Source organism: Arcobacter venerupis, from assembly GCF_013201665.1.
In the GTDB taxonomy this organism is placed as follows: Bacteria; Campylobacterota; Campylobacteria; order Campylobacterales; family Arcobacteraceae; genus Aliarcobacter; species Aliarcobacter venerupis.
In genome coordinates this window covers 418,203-436,809 of sequence record NZ_CP053840.1, presented here as the reverse complement: position 1 = coordinate 436,809, position 18,607 = coordinate 418,203, and the positions used below count along the sequence as shown (strand labels likewise).

Below are 18,607 nucleotides of genomic sequence, written 5' to 3'. Positions count from 1 at the left end.
TCAAATATTGATTTTTCCCTCTTCTTGTTTTGCCCAAATACCTGCAAGAATAGAACCTGAAATATTATGCCAAATACTAAATATAGCCCCAGGAAGTGCACTTAAAGGTGTGAAATATTTCATTGCTAGTACAACTGCTAAACCAGAGTTTTGCATTCCTACTTCTATAGCAACTGTTTTGCAAACAGTTTTATCATAACCAAACAGCTTCGCAAAATAATATCCAGCAATTATCCCTAAAAGATTATGACAAGCTATTGCTAACATCAAAGACATGGCAATTGTAGAAATTTTACTTTCATTTATACCTATAATAATTCCTATTATAAATACAATTGAAATAATAGATAAAAGTGCAAAAATATCATGTCTTTTTTCAATATATTTATTAAAAAAATGATTTAAAACAAGCCCTATTACAACAGGCACAAATACAATTTTTAAAATACTAATAAACATATCCGTAGCAGGAACGGGAACAGTTTGTCCCACATAAAGAAGTGTCAAATATGGAGTAATTATTATAGACAAAAGTGTAGAAACGATTGTCATAGTAATAGAGAGTGCCACATCAGCTTTTGCTAAAAATGCTATTACATTAGATGCAGTTCCACCTGAAACTGCACCAACTAAAACCATACCCACAAGTAATTCATCAGATAAATTAAATATTTTAGAAACTAAAAAAGCAAATAAAGGCATAAATAAAAACTGTAAGGCAACTGTCAAAGCTATGATTTTAGGGCTTTTAAAAACTCTTTTAAAATCATCAAGTTTTAAGGTAATTCCCATACAAAACATAATAAGTATCAAAAGTGGAATAATCCAAGACTTAAATCCAACCACCAAACTTGGTTGGAAATATGAAACTATAGAGAATAATACAGCCCATAGAGGAAATAAAATAGAAATCTTTTTAATCATTAGTAATCCAATGTTTTTTCTTATTTTACAAAAATTGGTTTAAATTCACTTTACAATATTAAACTCCTAAAGTATGTCTATATTTAATGATTTCTTCAATACTAATAATTGGCATATCATATTTTTTTGAAAATTGTTCTATTTGTTCCCCTTTTGCCATACTACCATCTTCATTTGTCAATTCACACAATACTGCATATGGTTTTAATTTTGCAAGTTTCATTAAGTCAACACTAGCTTCTGTGTGACCTTCTCGACCTAATACTCCTTTTTCATTTGCACTCAAAGGAAATATATGTCCAGGGGATACAATTTTTAAATATCCATCATCATCAATAGCTGATTTTATTGTAGTAACTCTATCTTTTGCAGATACACCAGTTGTAACGCCCTCTTTTGCTTCTATTGAAACAGTAAAAGGTGTTTGAAAAGCTGAGTTATTATTTTCTACCATCATAGATAAACCAAGCGATTGAATTTTTTGTTTGGGTAAACATAAACAAACTATACCACTACACTCTCTAATTAATAGTGCCATTTGTTCTATTGTTAGATTTTGCGCTGAGAAGATTAAATCAGCTTCATTTTCACGATTGTAAGCATCTAAAACAATCACTCCTTTACCTTCTTGTAAAGAGTGAAGTACTTTTTCCATACGAGGAAATTTTTCAGTAGTCATTTTTTGATTCATTGTTATACCTTTAATATTAAGTAAACCTATGAATCAGGGCAGTGCATATAGCAATATACTCCTAATTGTGTAACAATAAAAGTGATATTATATTCTCTTCCATCCAGACTTTAACTGTTGGTTTTGGATTTACACCAAATCTGCTGACCTTTATAAAATAAAGCGCTCGTGGACTTCTATTAAGTATAGTTACCACCAGTAAGGAATTTCACCTTGCCCTGAGAAATAAATTTAAAAAATAGTAGCTAAATAAGAATTAATTTTTTGTAAAAAGTCACTCTATCCTAATTAAAAACTATTTCTTTACAACTAGCAACTCTAGCAAAAACACTTCCAAGTACTGACACAAAAGAGTTATGAACTTCACTTGCTTTTACTTTTTACCTAAAAACTCCAAATCTCTAATTGTACAATCAAACCCTAAATCAAAAGCTGCTCTTGTAGTTGAATCCACACTCATGTGACTCATCATTCCACAGATCATTAACTCTTTTATATTTTATTTATTCAAAAAATCTCTTATATTTTGTGCTACTTTTTTTATAAGTCTATTTCTTGATTCACTTGAACCCCAACCAATGTGTGGAGTTAAAAGTAGTCTATCTTTATTTTTAACTTTTAATAATGGATTTGAACTCTCAATTGGCTCTTTTGAAACCACATCAATACCACAATAAATCTCTTTTTCATCTATAATTTTGGCTAAATCATCTTCATTTATAATTCCACCACGACCTAGATTTAATAAAATTGCACCCTCTTTTATATTTTTCATATTTTCATATGTCAATAAATTTCTTGTATCATTATTTAGTGGGCAATGAATACTTATGATGTCTGAGGTTTGTAATAACTCGTCAAGTTCAACTCTCTTGTAATTTGAATTAGAATTTCTTCCACTTGTAGAGTAATAAACAACTTCACAATCAAAAACTTGAGCTTTTTTTGCTAAATTTTCTCCAATATTTCCAAAACCAATAACTCCAACTCTTTTATTATCTAACTCAAAAAATATTTCATCTATATGAGTAAATGCTGGTGCTTTTTCCCACTCTCCATTATCAACATAAGTTTTGTAATAATTTAGTTTTTGAACAAAATAAAATATCATCGCAAAAGCCACTTGAACTACACTTGATGTAGAATAATCAGCCACATTTTTTACTACAATATTTTTAGTTTTTGCATACTCTAAATCTACATTATCAGTTCCAGTTGCAGTGATACAAATAAGTTTTATATCTGAATCATCCATTTGCTCTTTTCTTAAAACAACTTTATTTGTAATTACAATATCTGCATCTTTTACTCTATCTTTTGTCTCATCTGCACTTGTTTTATCATAAGAAATAAGCTCTCCAAACTCTTTAAAAATATTTATATCTATATCTGAACCTAGAGTTACTCTATCTAAAATAACTATTTTCATTTTATTCCTTTTCTTTTATTAATTAATATTATTCCAATTATTATAGTAATAATTCCTATGATTTCACTAAATTCTATTTTATCACCCAATAAAAAATATGAAACAATAGCTGCACTTACTGGTACTAAATAAAAAATAGAAGAGACTTTTGAAACTTCACCATTTTTTATCATAATATATAAAAGTGACAAAGCACCTATACTAACTCCTATTGCCATATAAAGTAAAGCAATAATAAACTCACCATTCAAATTTATATGAATATCTTCAAAAAATAAAAATGGTAAAACTAAAATCGTCGAACTTAAAGTCTGAATTGCACCACCTGAGTAAAGATTCATATGTGAGCAATACTTCTTTTGATACAAACTTCCAAAACTAAGTCCCAATAATGAAATAAAAGACCAAAACAGTCCAAGAGATGAAAAGGAAGTTCCAAGTTTAGAAAAAACTACAAAACCAACACCTACAAAACCTATTATTAGTCCTAACCAAACTCTTAGATTTATATCTTCATTTAGCAACTTCATCGCTAAAACCGTTACAACTATTGGCTGTAAAGATATTATCAAAGCATTTGTTGCTCCTGATATTCCATAAGAAATTGATAAAAATCCTCCTATAGAAAATGTTCCTACAGTTAAACTTCCAGCGATTACTATATGTAAAAACTCTTTTTTACTTTTTGGGATTGGCATTTTAAAGATTATAGTAATCAAAAGTAAGATACAAAAAGCAATAAAAAATCGTACTTCTAAAAAAGCCATCGGAGATGAATTATGTAAACCATATTCACAAAAAATAAATCCACTTCCATATAAAAACATAAAAAGAAATGGCAAAATAGATTTTTTTATATAGTAACTCATAGGATTTTACTTTTTATATATCGATACTCTTGGGTTAATCCCTCAAATTGTCCTAAAAGATTTTTAAGCTCTTTTATTTTTATATTAATATATGGCATTATTTTCTCCTTTTTAACTTGACTACATAGTCAACTAGAAGTATAACAAAGTCTTGACTAATTAGTCAAGACTTTTAAAATTTATTTTTTTAGGTTATTTAAAAAGAATTCTAATTGAGAAATACAGTCAGTAAAAACTTGACCATTTTGAGATTTTTTTGCAGTTCCCAAACACCCTTCAAGTGAAGCTACTATGAAAATAGACATATTTTTTGTATCTACGCAGTTTATCTCATTTTTTAATACTGCTTTATCAAGTACTTGTTTGATAATATCTTCAAAGTGAAGATATACATATTCTAAAGCCTCTTTAAAATCTTTATCTTTAGGAGAGAGTTCTTGAACTAAATTATTAAGTTTGCAACCAAAATTAAAATTAAAACCTTTTCTTTCTTTTAAAAAAGCCACTAATTCATCAATAATATTCTCTTCATATTTTAAGAGTTTGCTATATTTTATATCAATGTATTCATAAATCTTCTCTTTTATCATTGCAACAACTAACTCTTTTTTTGATTTAAAGAAGTGATACATACTTCCTTTATTCATATTCGCTTCTTTTAAAATTTTATCAACAGAAGTTGCAGCATATCCATTGTGATAAATTTCATCAAAGGCTACATCTAATAATTTATCTCTTGAACTAATCATATTTTTCTTTCTTTTTTATTTTAAAATTACTTTCACTTCATCTAAACCTTTTAAGGCTGAAAATTTATTTAATAGTGTTGCTAATTGAACTACATCACTATTTTTCATTCTAATACAACCAGCTGATTCATTTGTACCTAATGTTTTTTCATTTAGTGTTCCATGAATTCTATAAGTACTTTTTCCATTTACTTCATGGGTAAGATTTATTTTTGCAGCACCCATATAGTTGTATTTGTCACCAGGAAGTACAACATTTGGAAGATTTATTCCTCTTTTTTTAAAGCTTTTAATTGTATCAGCTGTTGGATACCAAATTGGATTTAATGATATTTTAGAAACCATTCCAACACCAAAAGGTTTTTCTATATTATCTTTTCCTGTTGATACAATATAAGTTTTTAACTCTTGAAATTCATCATCAATTTTTGCTTTTAAACTCATTCTATTTTTTACAGAATCAACTTCAATTAATATCTCTTCATATTCTGCTACATTTTTCAAAGGATCAACATTAGTACTTTTTTTTATCACTTTTACAACTGCAGGTTTTTTCTCACTTTGAAACATTATTCTACGTGGGCCATCAGTTTCAAGGCTTTTTATTAATTTATTCATTTTTGGAACAGGTGGCAATTTTGGAGCTTTTGCATCTTCAGCTTTATCAAACTCATCCATACTTATTTGTTTTAGTTCTTCTTCGTATTCTTTTTGATTATTTATTTGATTTTTCACAATTGTGTTTTTCTGTATTTCAAGTGGTTTTACTATCTCTTTATCTACTACTTTTTTTGGTTCTTCAATTTTTTGTTCAGATACTTTTACTTCTACAGATTTTGGCTGTTCAATTCTCTTTATTTGCTGTGTTTTTTGTTCTACTTGTTTTTCTTCAGCTACACTCTTTTGTTCTTGTAGTTTTGGCTCTACTTCTTTTTGCTCTACTACTTTTTCTTCTTTAAATTTAGCAGAAATAATCGTTTTTTTCTCTTTTTTAATAGAACCTTTTGAAAGATTTTGTCCTTCATCAAAAGGGTATGAACTTACTAATTGTAACTGCTCAGGACTTGGAGAATTTGAAATAAATTCTAATGATTCATCGTATTTTTCAGGTTTTTCTTTAATAGGTTCATTTTGTATAATCGTTTCTTCAATAGGTGTTGATAAATCTATAAACTCTTCTTTTTTATTTTTAAGTGTCAAAATATTATTTGGTAATTTCTTAATAAATGGATTTTGTTTTTTTACATATTTTGAAGAAAATTTCATTGCATATTTTGCACTATTTTCATCACCATAAATTCCCAAATATGTTAGATATTTACTACTTTTATCTTTTATAATAAAAACTTCTGTATGTGATTCATCAATTAATTTTTGTTTACATTGTATTGCATTTTCAAGACTTGATGTTATACAAACAGAAATGCTATATTTTTCATTTGCAGCGTAGATAAATGAGTTACTAATAAGTAGTAATAATAAAGGCCAAACTTTTTTTATCATTTTTTATATGATTCCTATTCTTGTCATTTTAGTATTTTACCTTTTAATTCTTATAAACTTGCAAAATAATTAAAATGTTTACTGAAGTAACAAAAATTTTATCCTAAAAAATAATAAATATGCTAAACTTGCAGATTAATTTATATATGTTTTCACAAGGAATATTTATGTTATCAAACGACAGTTTTATAGATTTAGGTACAAAATTTCAGACAACCTGCAAACCAATGTCAAGAATATTTATTTTACTTACAGTTCCTACTGCATTATTTGCATTAATAATTTTATGTTATCTTGGTAAATTACCATTAAAAGTTGAAATTCATAGTGTTATTTTAATAGGATTTATCTATTTTATTTACTTATTTTTTACAAGACACAATGCTTATTATGCTTCATGCAAATTCAAAACTCAACAAGAGGGAATGTTCTTTTCTCTAAAAGATTATGTTGATAATAACTTATTAACAATTGATAATATCACAAAAGCAAATGGAAGTGTTGACGACTTTTTAAAAGATTATACAAGTAATCTAAGAAATAACAATTTTTCTTCAATTGCTTCAAGTATTTTCCCAACCCTTGGTATTTTAGGAACTTTTATATCAATTGCACTTAGTATGCCAGATTTTTCATCTGGAACTACAGATGCCCTTGAGAAAGAGATTTCCCTTCTTTTAGGTGGAGTTGGAACTGCTTTTTATGTTTCTATTTATGGTATTTTCTTATCAATTTGGTGGACTTTTTTTGAAAAAATTGGAATGAGTAGATTTGAACATGACACTTATTTAATCAAAGAAGATACAAAAACATTCTTCTGGACAAGAATTGATATTGAATCAATTCACATAAAAAGTAATCTTGATAACTTCTCAAAAATGTCAGAAGTATTTGAAAAATTAACTTCAAGTGATATGATGGATAATATAAATCTTTTAATTGAAAAAAGAGTTGGCTTACTTGATGATATTTTGAAAAAAGAGGTTTTACTTTCTAGTAAAATTGATGATAATATTGATAATAATGAAAAATTATCTATTATGTTAAGAGATATGACTTTAAATATGAGCACAACAATAAAAAGTTTTGAGCACCAAAAAGATGCTTATGTATTAAGTGCTCAATTGCTAAATAATAGTATTGAAAAATTAAATAATCATTTAGACAATTTAAGCTCGGACAATTTAAAAGCGATTTATACAAATATCATAAAAAGTATCGAAACTATGAAAAGTGATATGGAAAAAATTGAGTGGAAATTTAAACAAGGTATTGATGAATATGATGCTAAGTTTACAGATAAATTACAAAATTCACTTGAATCAATTGACCAACAAACAGTAAAAATTATTGAAGATTTAACAGAATTTAAAGAACTATCAAAGTAGCCATAAATGTATAAAAACGAACAAAAAAATGAAGATAACTTTTGGATTTCATATGCTGATTTAATGGCTGGTTTACTTTTCGTATTTATTTTAGTAATTGGGGCAATTGTAATTAGATATCTTTACACTCAAAAAACTTTAGAAAATGAAAAACTTGCCTTAAGTCAAAGTCAAGAAGCCTTAATAAATAAAAATGAAGTATTAAGTAAATTAAACAGTTTACTTAAAAAACTTGAAGAAGAAAAAACTGAACTTTCTAATCAATTGTCAAAATCAAATGAAACAATACAATTAAATAGTGTAGAACTTCAAAAATTAAAAGATTTATTATTAGGTTATGAATTAAAAGATAAAGAACAAGCAGATACTAATTCAAAATTATCACAAGATCTTGCAAATAGTCAAAATCAAATAACTCTAAAAGATAGTGAACTAACTGTTTTAGTAAATAAATTATTAGAACAAGAAAAAACTCATCAAAGAACCGTTGAAGAGTTTGATATAACTAAAGCTAAAATCAAAAGCTTAACGGGAATAAAACTAAATGTTATTACAAAACTAAAACAAAAACTTGGAAATTCAATAAATATTGATGAAAAAAGTGGAGCTATAAAATTCTCTTCAAATATCTTATTTGACCAAGGTGCATATAAACTAAAAGAGGACTCAAAAAAAGAGTTAAATATAGTTCTAAAAAAATATATCTCAACACTACTTGAAGATAAAGAGATTAGAAAATATATTTATGGAATTACAATAGAGGGTCATACAAATAGTGATGGTTCATATATTAGTAATCTTCAACTTTCTCAACAAAGAGCCTTGGAAGTTATGCAGTTTTTATATGAATCAAATAGTATTGATAAAAATTTATTAAATAAATATGTAAGTTCAAGTGGAAAATCATCTTCTGATTTGATTTATAATAAAGATGGTTCTGAAGATAAAGATAATTCAAGAAGAATAGAAATTAAATTTATCATCAAAAATGACGAAGCAGTAAAAGAACTTCAAAACTATTTAGGAACAAAAAATGAGTGAAAAACTCTATGAACCTAAAAAGCTAGAAGCTCTAAGGACTGAGGTAAGTGAAAAACTAAAGAAAAAAAGTAAATTTTCTTTCTTTAGAAAAATCAAAAGATTTTTCTTCGGAAAATAAAATCTTCTTCTAGTTTCTTCTTTGACCTGGTTTTGGAGGAGTTACTTCTTTTTGTAAATCAATACTTAGATTATTATAAAAAAGTTCCCCGTAGTTTGTCTCTCTATTTATTACTTCATAAGCTTGTTTTATGTCATTATTATATTTTAGTGCATCTTGTAAAATTTTTATGATTTTTACTGACTCCAAAAAATTCACATGTGATGGTGCTTCAAGTGGTGAAGAGTAATATTTATGCATTCGCTCAACTAGTGATTTATTTCTAATTTCTATAAATACAGACTCAATTGGTGATTTAAAAAATAGCACCTTTTGTTTTACATTTATTGAAATATATGTTGTTTCCATTCCATAAATTTTTCTTGAATATGAATCAAATAAGAAAAGTTTTTTATTATAGTTATTATTAAAAAGTTCATAGATTAACTCTAAAATTTTTATCTTCTCTTCTTTAGTATAAAAGTTCCCAATAATTGCAAAACAAAAAGATAAAATTGATTTAATTGAGTACCACTCTGTTGTATCATAATCATATCTTAACATCTGATCGATTCTTGCTTGTTTTAATTCTTCTATATCAGAACTTGTTGTTGATTTGTACACTTTTCGTACAGCAGAATCTCTATACATAGGTCCTGGAAACTGTGCTTGGATAACAAATCTTCTATTTTGTTCTTGCTCCATTATATATTTTAGTCGTCCATGATAATCTTCATCAATGATTCTTACTTCTTTTTGAGGTATTTGAGTTATTGATTTTAAAAACTCTTCACCATAACAGCCATCTTCCCAAATATAATCAGGGTACCTAAATGTCTGACAAATTTTGTCTCGTATTTCTTTGTTAGGTTCTATGTCTGTAACCTTATCAATCCACGATGTAACCGTTCTTCTATCTTTATTTAATAGTACTGCAAATTTAGAAATACTTAAGTTTGATCTTTTAAAAATTTCTATAAATTTTTCTATTGAATTCTTATAATTCATAATTACACCTTAAAGTAATATTTTGGATATTGTACCATTTTTTACAAAAAAACCAAATATTGTACATTTAATCAGTTTTCCATAAAAAGTTGTGGTTTCTATTACAAATAACATACACTACTAGCATCTGTAAATCATGTATAATAATTTCATAACTTAAATTTAAAGGATGTGTATGAGCGCAGGAAAAAAATTTAGAGAAGCCTTGAAAGAAAAGTCTCCTTTACAAATCGTAGGAACTATTAATGCTTACCAAGCATTACAAGCAACAAAAGTAGGACACAAAGCAATCTACTTATCAGGTGGAGGTATTGCTAATGCTTCTTACGGTTTACCAGACTTAGGTATGACAATGATTGAAGATGTATGTATTGATGTTAGAAGAATTACTTCTATTTGTGATACTCCATTAATTGTTGATGCTGATACTGGTTGGGGACATGCATTTAATGTTGCAAGAACTGTTAAAGAATTTATCAGATCTGGTGCAGCTGGTATGCATATTGAAGATCAAGTTGCTGCAAAAAGATGTGGACACAGACCAAATAAAGAGTTAGTATCTACTGAAGAAATGTGTGACAGAATCAGAGCTGCTGTTGATGCTAAAATGCAATTAGACCCAGATTTCTACATCATTGCTAGAACTGATGCACATGCTTCTGAGGGTCAAGCATCTGCAATCGCTAGAGCTAAAGCTTATGTTGAAGCTGGAGCAGATGCAATTTTTGCTGAAGCTGTTCACACTTTAAAAGAGTACAAAGAATTTACAGATCAAATGACAGTTCCAGTACTTGCAAATATTACTGAATTTGGAGCAACTCCAATGTTCACTACTGAAGAATTAGCTTCAGTTGGTATTGCAATGGTTCTTTACCCATTATCTGCATTTAGAGCAATGAATAAAGCTGCACTTGCAGTTTACCAAGAATTAAAAGACAAAGGTACTCAAGAAGGTGTTCTTGATACAATGCAAACAAGAATGGAATTATACGATATGTTAAATTACCATGCTTATGAGCAAAAAATGGATGAATTATTCTCAAAAGGTAAAGCTAAATAATTTTAGCTTTACAAAAAACAAAATTTGAATAAATAAAACTAAGGAGAAAATATGAGTACTGAAACAACTTCAGGATTTAAACCAAAAAAATCTGTTGCACTATCTGGAACTTCTGCTGGAAATACAGCTTTATGTTCAGTTGGAAAAAGTGGGAATGACTTACACTATAGAGGATATGATATTTTAGAATTTGCTGATAAAGCAGAATTTGAAGAAATTGCATACTTAATTGTACATGAAAAACTACCAAATAAAGCAGAATTAGCAGCTTATAAAGCAAAACTTAAATCTTATAGAGATATTCCTCAAGGTGTTAAAGTAGCTCTTGAACAATTACCAAAAACTTGTCATCCTATGGATGTTATGAGAACTGGCTGTTCAGTACTTGGTGCTTTAAATCAAGAAAAAGAAGAACATCCAAAAAATGAAGCTCAAGATATTATTGATAGATTAATGGGATCATTCTCTTCAATTTTATTATACTGGTACCACTTTGCATACAACGGAAAAAGAATTGATGTTGTAACTGATGATGATACTGTTGGTGGGCACTTCTTACATTTATTACATGGTGAAAAGCCAAGAGAATCTTGGGTTAAAGCTATGCATGTATCTTTAATTCTTTATGCAGAACATGAATTTAATGCATCAACATTTACTTCAAGAGTAATTGCTGGTACAAATTCTGATATGTATTCATGTATTACAGGTTCAATTGGAGCTTTAAGAGGTCCAAAACACGGTGGAGCTAATGAAGTTGCATTTAGAATTCAAGAAAGATATTCTTCAGCTGATGAAGCAGAAGCTGATATCAAAGAAAGAATGGCTAAAAAAGAGATTATTATCGGATTTGGACACCCAGTTTATTCTATCTGTGACCCAAGAAACGTAGTAATTAAAAAAGTCGCTCGTGATTTATCTGAAGAAAATAAAAATATGTTAATGTATGATGTTGCTGAAAGAATTGAAACAATCATGTGGGATCAAAAGAAAATGTTCCCAAATCTTGACTGGTTCTCTGCTGTTTCTTATAACCAAATGGGAATTCCAACAGATATGTTTACTCCAATTTTCATTATCGCTAGAGTTACTGGATGGGGTGCACACGTAATTGAACAAAGAGAAGATGGAAAAATCATTAGACCATCAGCTACTTATACAGGACCTGAAGGTTTAAAATTTACTCTTTTAGAAGATAGAGCATAATTATTCTTTCAATAAATTTAGAGAAAATTTATTTAACTTAACAGTGCTAATTTTTAGCGAAATAAAAGGATGGGAGAAATTCCATCCTTTTTTAAAATTAAAATATACGGATATAAAAAATGACAAACGAAAAATATCTTAAAGACCTTGCAGGTGTTGATGGTGTTAAGTATTATGATGTAAAATCAGCGGTTGAAGATATCACTCCTGGTTCTTTTGCAAAATTAAACTACACATCAAGAGTATTAGCAGAAAACTTAATCAGAAAATGCCCAAGTGAAGATTTAAAAGATTCACTTATTCAATTAATAGAAAAAAGAACAGACAAAGATTTCCCTTGGTTCCCATCAAGAGTTATTTGTCACGATATTCTTGGACTTACAGCTTTCGTTGACCTTGCAGGTCTTAGAGAGGCAGTTGCACTTGGTGGGGGAGATCCTCAAAAAGTAAATCCTGTTGTTCCAACTCAATTAATCGTTGACCACTCATTAGCAGTTGAGTGTGGTGGATTTGATCCAGATGCATTCCAAAAAAATAGAGATATTGAAGATAGAAGAAATGCAGATAGATTCCACTTTATTAACTGGACTAAAGAAGCATTTAATAATGTTGATGTTATTCCTCCAGGTAATGGAATTATGCACCAAATCAACCTTGAGAAAATGTCTCCAGTAGTTCACAATATTGATGGTATTGCATCTCCTGATACATTAGTTGGAACTGACTCACATACTCCTCACGTTGATGCACTTGGTGTTATTGCTGTTGGTGTTGGTGGATTAGAAGCTGAAAATGTAATGTTAGGAAATCCTTCTTATATGAGGGTTCCAGAAATCATTGGTGTTAATATCACTGGTGTTAGATCTGAGGGAATAACTGCAACTGATATTGCACTTTCTATGACTTCTTACTTAAGAGATAACAATGTTATTTCTGCATACTTAGAATTCTTTGGAACAGGTATTAAATATCTTGATTTAGGAGACAGAGCAACGATTTCTAATATGACTCCTGAATATGGTGCAAGTGCTGCGATGTTTGCTATTGATGACAAAACTATTGATTATTTAAAAATAACAGGTAGAGAAGCAAAACAAGTTAAATTAGTAGAAGCTTATGCTAAAGCAAATGGTTTATGGGCTGACGCTTTTGAACATGCTACTTATGCTAGAACTATTGAATTTGATTTATCAACAGTTACAAGAACATTAGCAGGTCCTTCTCAACCTCATAAATTACTTCCTGTTTCAACTTTAGAAGCAGCAGGAATTTCTAAACATATTACAATTTCTAATGATGTTATGCCAGATGGTGCTGTTTTAATTGCAGCAATTACTTCATGTACAAATACATCAAATCCTAGAAATGTTGTTGCAGCTGGATTATTAGCTAAAAAAGCAAATGAACTAGGGCTTACAAGAAAACCATGGGTTAAATCATCTTTAGCACCAGGTTCAAAAGTTGCTGAATTATATTTAAAAGAATCAGGACTATTACCAGAACTTGAAAAATTAGGATTTGGAATTGTAGGTTTTGCTTGTACTACTTGTAATGGTATGTCAGGTGCTTTAGATCCAAAAATCCAACAAGCTGCTGCTGATGCTGGTATTTATACAACAGCTGTATTATCTGGAAACAGAAACTTTGATGGAAGAATTCATCCATTTATTAAAGAAGCATTTTTAGCATCACCTCCTCTTGTAATTGCTTATGCACTTGCTGGAAGTATTAGATTTAATATTGAAACTGATGTTTTAGGAAAAGATAAAAATGGAAATGATATTAAGTTAAAAGATTTATGGCCATCTGATGCTGAAATTGATGCTGTTGTAAGTACTGCTGTTAAACCTGAAATGTTTGCTGCGATTTATGACCCAATGTTTGCAAGAAATGGTTTAGCTGGAATTAAAGTTGAACCATTTTATAAATGGAATACAAGATCAACATATATTAACAAGCCTCCTTATTGGGAAGATGAATATATGCAAATGCCAGCTCTTAAAAACATGAGACCATTAGGTGTATTCCCTAATGATATTACAACAGACCACTTATCTCCATCAAATGCAATTTTACCAACATCTGCGTCTGGTGAATATTGTTTAAAAATGGGATTACCTGTTGAAGATTTAAACTCTTATGCAACACATAGAGGGGATCATCATACTGCTTCAAGAGCAACTTTAGCAAATCCAAAACTATTTAACGAAATGGTTAAAGATGAAAATGGAAAAGTTAAACAAGGAAGTTTGACAAAAATCATGCCAGAGGGTGTTGAGTCAAGAATGTGGGAAGCTATTGAAACTTACACAACTAGAAAACAACCTTTAATTATAATTGCTGGAACAAACTATGGTCAAGGGTCTTCAAGAGACTGGGCAGCAAAAGGGGTAAGACTTGCAGGTGTTGAAGTTTTAATTGCTGAATCAATAGAAAGAATTCACAGAACTAACTTAGTTGGAATGGGTGTTTTACCATTACAATTTAAAAAAGGTGATACTAGAAATACTTATGCTATTGATGGAACAGAAACATTTGACATCGTAGGTGATATTACTCCAAGATGTGATTTAACAGTTGTTATGACAAGAGCAAATGGTGAAAAAGTTGAATTCCAAGTTATTTGTAGATTAGATACTTCTGCTGAAGTTGATGTTTACAAAAATGGTGGTATTTTACAAAAATTCGCTAAAGATGTTATTGCATCTTCAAAAAAATAAATATCTAAGGAGCTTATGCTCTTTAGTATTTTATAAAACTATTTAAAGAATTCAAAAGATTTTTTTAGAGAGTTTTTAAAGCAAAAACTATTTTTTCAAGGAAAAAACACATGAGTAATTACAAACCACAATTCAAAGTTAAAGCTACATATATGAGAGGTGGAACTTCTAAAGGAACATTTTTTAATATAGCTGATTTACCAAAAGAGGCTCAAGAAGATCCAAAAAAAAGAGATAAACTACTTCAAAGAATCGTAGGAAGTCCTGATGTTTATAAACAACAAATGGATGGTATGGGAGGAGCAACTTCAAGTACATCTAAAGCTATTTTAGTTGGTAAGAGTTCTGTTCCAAATCATGATGTAGATTACTATTTCTGTCAAGTTTCAATTGATCAAGACTTTGTGGATATGAGTGGAAACTGTGGAAACTTATCAAGTGCAGTTGGACCTTTTGCGATAAAAGAAGGTTTAGTTGATAATGTACCTCTTAATGGTGTTTGTTGTGTAAGAATTTGGCAAGCAAATATCAAAAAAACTATTCTTTGTTATGTAACTATGGAAAATGGAATGGTTAAAGAAATGGGAGATTACTACATCGATGGTGTTGCATTTCCAGCTGAAGAAATCGTTTTAGAATTTGCTGAACCTGTAGATCCAAGTGAAGAATTATTCCCAACTGGAAACTTAGTTGATGATTTAGAAGTTCCAGGAATTGGTACATTTAAAGCAACTATGATAACAGCTGGAATTCCAACATGTTTTGTTAATGCTTGTGATATTGGATACAAAGGAACTGAACTTCAAGGTGATATTAACTCAGATACAGCAGCACTTGCTAGATTTGAAACAATCAGATCTTATGCTGCATTAAAAATGGGATTAATTTCTGATTTAAAAGAAGCAGAAACTAGACAACACACTCCAAAAATTGCTTTTGTTGCACCTGCATCTGATTTTATTACTTCAAGTGGAAAAGAGATTAAAGCAAATGAGATTGATTTACACGTACGTGCTTTATCTATGCAAAAATTACACCATGCAATGATGGGAACAGCTTCTGTTGCTATTGGTGTTGCTGCTTGTATTCCTGGAACTTTAGTAAATATTGCTGCTGGTGGTGGAGAAAAAAATGCCGTTGAATTTGGACATCCATCTGGAACTTTAAAAGTTGGTGCAGTTATTCAAAAAGAAAATGGTAAATTTATAGTTGATAAAGCAACTATGAGTAGAAGTGCTAGAATCATAATGGAAGGTTATGTTCATGTTCCTGAAGGAACTATGAACTAATTAATATAATATATAAAAAGTTTGAAGATTAAACTTCAAGCTTTTTTTATCCCTTAATTATTAATATTATGTTATTATCTTTCTACTAAAATCTAGGAGATAAGTAATAGTGGATAATTCATTTAAATTTAATCCATATGAAGCCCTAAAATCAATACTTGAAATAACTTCTTACTATACAGGTGATGAATTTATAGAACACACAGCAATTGAGATAAAAAAACTATTTCAAGCTGATTTAGTATATATCACTAAAGCTATAGATTTTAATCCAACTACAAAAGTAGAAGTTTTATACTCAACAAATAATAAACTTCCTGAAATTATAGATTTAAATGGAATCCCTGGAAAATTTGTTTTTGACAATAAAATAATAAAAATAAAAGAACATGTAAAATACAATTTTTTAGAATTACTAGATGAAAAATTTGAAAGTTTTTATGGGATACCTATTACTGATAATAATAACAATTGCATAGGACATATTGCAATTTATTCTAAATTAATCAGAGAATTACCCGAAGAATTAAATGATATAGCATTAATATACTCAAGAAAAATTCAAAGAGAAACAAGAAGAATAGAGTTAGAAAAAGAGAATCAAATAATTAGAAATCAATTACAAGAGTTAACAATTACTGACACATTAACTTCTTTATATAATAGAAGATATTTTACAAAAGTTTGTTCTGATGTCTATGCCCAAGTAAATAGAGATTCTACAAAAGCAACTTTAGCTTATATTGATATAGATAATTTCAAGAATATAAATGACAAATTTGGCCATGAAGGTGGAGATTTTGTTCTTAAATATTTTGCAGAAATATTATTAGAACACTCAAGAAAAGGTTTAGATTATGTATTTAGACTTGGTGGTGAAGAATTTTGTATAATTAGTGTTGATAATACACTTGATAGTGCAAATGAACATATGAATAGACTTATGAATATAACTTCGAGCAAATTTACATCAACAAGATTTGGTGAAATTACTCTTAGTATTGGAATTGTTGAGTTTAACAAAGGATTTTCTTCTTACGAAGAGATCCTAAGTTTAGCTGACAAAAAAATGTACAAAGCCAAAAATAGTGGTAAAAATTCTATAGTAAAATAAGAAAAAACTCTTATTTTACTAAAGATGAAATCTCTTTAAAAACTGGATTTTTTGCAGTTAAAGTTAACTCAAAAAGTAAAGATTCATAAGTTGTAGGAATTACTCCTTCTTGAACTAATCTTGTAATTGCCATATCAGTATCTTTTTGTTTTCTTGAAGTACAACAATCTGTAACTAAAACAACTTCAAAACCTGATTCAAGTAAATCAATACAAGTTTGTAAAACACAAACATGAGTTTCAATTCCAGCTACAATTACAACTTTTTTATTTGTTGCATTAATTGCATCCATTGTTGCTTCATTTTGACAACAAGAAAAAGTAACTTTTTCAAAATGTGGATAATCTTGAACTAACTCATTTAAAGAGGGAATTGTTTCTCCAATTCCCTTTTTATATTGTTCGTTTATAATAAAAGGAATATTAAGAACTTTTAAACCTTTTACTAAAGTAACTAGATTTTTCTCTGTTTCTTCTTTATTTGTAACATGTGGGTATAACTTATCTTGAACGTCAACTAAACAAAAAAGTGCATCTTCAACATTTATTCTCATATTATCTCCTTGATTTAAATTTATTTAAAAGCTAATTTTTCAGCTCGCTCTAGTAACTCTTTTGCACCTTGGTCAATAAAAAGTTGAGCTAAATTTCGACCAACTTTTTCAAAATCATTAATATCAGCTGTTATATCTTCACTTATATATTCACTTCCATCAGGCATTCCAACAATTGCTTGAACTCTAACAGAATTTTCATCAATAATAGTTGCTTTTACACCAATAGGAACTTGACAACCACCTTGAAGTGTATCAACAAAACTTCTCTCAATTGTTGACTCTATGTGTGCATCATTATCATTTAATACTTTTACTATTTCTAATACTTCTGGATTATTTGTAGTTTCAATTCCAAGTGTTGCTTGTCCCATAGATGGAATCATTACATCTGTTTCAATTGGAGTAAAGAATTTAACTTCATTTTCTATTTGAAGTTTTTGAATACCAGTAGCTGCAAGTATAATTGCATCATATTCACCTGCATTTAATTTTGCAATTCTAGTATTGATATTTCCTCTTAAATCTTTTAAAACAATATCTGGTCTTAACATTTTAATAGCCATTCTTCGTCTTAAACTTGTTGTTCCTACAATTGCACCTTGTGGTAATTCTTCTAAAGAAGCATATTTATTGCTTAAGATAGCATCTCTTGGGTCAAATCTTTTTGTAACAGCAGCAAGTTGTAAACCATCTTCAAATTGTGTTGGAACATCTTTTAAAGAGTGAACTGCTAAATGTGCAGTTCCTTCAAGCATTGCTACTTCAAGCTCTTTTGTAAAAAGTCCTTTCCCACCAATTTTTGCCAAAGGAACATCCAAAATTTTATCACCTTTTGTTACAAACTCTTGAAGTTCAATTTGCATATCTGGATAATGTTCTTGAAGTTTTGCTTTTACATATTCGCTTTGCCAAAGAGCAAGTTGACTTCTTCTTGTTGCTATTACTAATTTTTCCATATTACCT

17 protein-coding genes and 1 riboswitch are annotated in these 18,607 nt (G+C 29.0%); of the genes, 7 read left to right on the top strand and 10 right to left on the bottom strand.

Annotation, left to right across the window (positions count from 1 at the left end; genetic code table 11):
- The 7 genes from AVENP_RS02170 to AVENP_RS02140 all read right to left on the bottom strand — a co-directional run bounded on the left by AVENP_RS02170 (window position 1) and on the right by AVENP_RS02140 (window position 6,165).
- Window positions 1-924, bottom strand: coding sequence for a bile acid:sodium symporter family protein (locus AVENP_RS02170; RefSeq protein WP_128359291.1), 924 nt, complete (start codon window positions 922-924; stop codon window positions 1-3).
- Window positions 925-982: 58 nt separating this feature from the next.
- Entirely contained in the window at window positions 983-1,615 is a 633-nt protein-coding gene (ribB, locus tag AVENP_RS02165; protein WP_128359290.1) for a 3,4-dihydroxy-2-butanone-4-phosphate synthase, read from the bottom strand.
- Between the two features lie 87 nt (window positions 1,616-1,702).
- A riboswitch (FMN riboswitch) is annotated at window positions 1,703-1,845 on the bottom strand.
- Window positions 1,846-1,988: 143 nt separating this feature from the next.
- Complete coding sequence (locus AVENP_RS15860) at window positions 1,989-2,099, bottom strand: cysteine hydrolase family protein (RefSeq protein WP_204514127.1); 111 nt, start codon at window positions 2,097-2,099, stop codon at window positions 1,989-1,991.
- Between the two features lie 15 nt (window positions 2,100-2,114).
- Window positions 2,115-3,044 (bottom strand): D-2-hydroxyacid dehydrogenase, encoded by a 930-nt coding sequence (locus AVENP_RS02155; protein ID WP_128359289.1) that lies wholly within the window; start codon window positions 3,042-3,044, stop codon window positions 2,115-2,117.
- Entirely contained in the window at window positions 3,041-3,913 is an 873-nt protein-coding gene (locus AVENP_RS02150; RefSeq protein ID WP_128359288.1) for a DMT family transporter, read from the bottom strand. The genes AVENP_RS02155 and AVENP_RS02150 overlap by 4 nt, the downstream gene beginning before the upstream one ends.
- Window positions 3,914-4,092: 179 nt before the next feature.
- Complete coding sequence (locus AVENP_RS02145) at window positions 4,093-4,662, bottom strand: TetR/AcrR family transcriptional regulator (RefSeq protein ID WP_128359287.1); 570 nt, start codon at window positions 4,660-4,662, stop codon at window positions 4,093-4,095.
- A 15-nt stretch (window positions 4,663-4,677) separates the two neighbouring features.
- Complete coding sequence (locus tag AVENP_RS02140) at window positions 4,678-6,165, bottom strand: L,D-transpeptidase (protein WP_172664190.1); 1,488 nt, start codon at window positions 6,163-6,165, stop codon at window positions 4,678-4,680.
- A gap of 167 nt (window positions 6,166-6,332) precedes the next feature.
- On the opposite strand from AVENP_RS02140, the gene AVENP_RS02135 reads away from it, so the two are divergent.
- Window positions 6,333-7,553, top strand: coding sequence for a MotA/TolQ/ExbB proton channel family protein (locus tag AVENP_RS02135; protein ID WP_128359286.1), 1,221 nt, complete (start codon window positions 6,333-6,335; stop codon window positions 7,551-7,553).
- Between the two features lie 6 nt (window positions 7,554-7,559).
- Entirely contained in the window at window positions 7,560-8,594 is a 1,035-nt protein-coding gene (locus tag AVENP_RS02130; RefSeq protein WP_128359285.1) for an OmpA family protein, read from the top strand.
- Between the two features lie 127 nt (window positions 8,595-8,721).
- Here the strand turns inward: AVENP_RS02130 and AVENP_RS02125 are convergent, their stop codons facing one another.
- Window positions 8,722-9,699: a hypothetical protein gene (locus AVENP_RS02125; protein WP_128359284.1), complete on the bottom strand. Its 978-nt coding sequence runs from the start codon at window positions 9,697-9,699 to the stop codon at window positions 8,722-8,724.
- Window positions 9,700-9,874: 175 nt separating this feature from the next.
- Here AVENP_RS02125 and prpB point away from each other — a divergent pair, with 175 nt between their 5' ends.
- From prpB to AVENP_RS02100, 5 genes are all read left to right on the top strand, one after another.
- The gene (gene prpB / locus AVENP_RS02120) at window positions 9,875-10,759 is read left to right on the top strand and encodes a methylisocitrate lyase (protein ID WP_128359283.1); all 885 of its coding nucleotides are present in this window, start codon (window positions 9,875-9,877) and stop codon (window positions 10,757-10,759) included.
- Window positions 10,760-10,810: 51 nt separating this feature from the next.
- A complete protein-coding gene (gene prpC, locus AVENP_RS02115) occupies window positions 10,811-11,965 on the top strand; it encodes a bifunctional 2-methylcitrate synthase/citrate synthase (protein ID WP_128359282.1) in 1,155 nt (384 codons plus the stop codon).
- Between the two features lie 119 nt (window positions 11,966-12,084).
- Window positions 12,085-14,685, top strand: coding sequence for a Fe/S-dependent 2-methylisocitrate dehydratase AcnD (acnD, locus tag AVENP_RS02110; protein ID WP_128359281.1), 2,601 nt, complete (start codon window positions 12,085-12,087; stop codon window positions 14,683-14,685).
- A gap of 110 nt (window positions 14,686-14,795) precedes the next feature.
- Window positions 14,796-15,974 carry a 2-methylaconitate cis-trans isomerase PrpF gene (gene prpF, locus AVENP_RS02105; RefSeq protein ID WP_128359280.1) on the top strand — a complete coding sequence of 393 codons (1,179 nt, stop codon included), beginning with the start codon at window positions 14,796-14,798 and terminating at the stop codon, window positions 15,972-15,974.
- Between the two features lie 109 nt (window positions 15,975-16,083).
- Window positions 16,084-17,088 (top strand): sensor domain-containing diguanylate cyclase, encoded by a 1,005-nt coding sequence (locus AVENP_RS02100; protein WP_172664189.1) that lies wholly within the window; start codon window positions 16,084-16,086, stop codon window positions 17,086-17,088.
- Window positions 17,089-17,098: 10 nt separating this feature from the next.
- Here AVENP_RS02100 and AVENP_RS02095 read toward each other — a convergent pair whose 3' ends face one another.
- Window positions 17,099-17,641 carry a hydrolase gene (locus tag AVENP_RS02095; protein WP_128359278.1) on the bottom strand — a complete coding sequence of 181 codons (543 nt, stop codon included), beginning with the start codon at window positions 17,639-17,641 and terminating at the stop codon, window positions 17,099-17,101.
- A gap of 20 nt (window positions 17,642-17,661) precedes the next feature.
- Window positions 17,662-18,600: a hydroxymethylbilane synthase gene (gene hemC / locus AVENP_RS02090; protein WP_128359277.1), complete on the bottom strand. Its 939-nt coding sequence runs from the start codon at window positions 18,598-18,600 to the stop codon at window positions 17,662-17,664.
- Window positions 18,601-18,607: the final 7 nt, after the last annotated feature.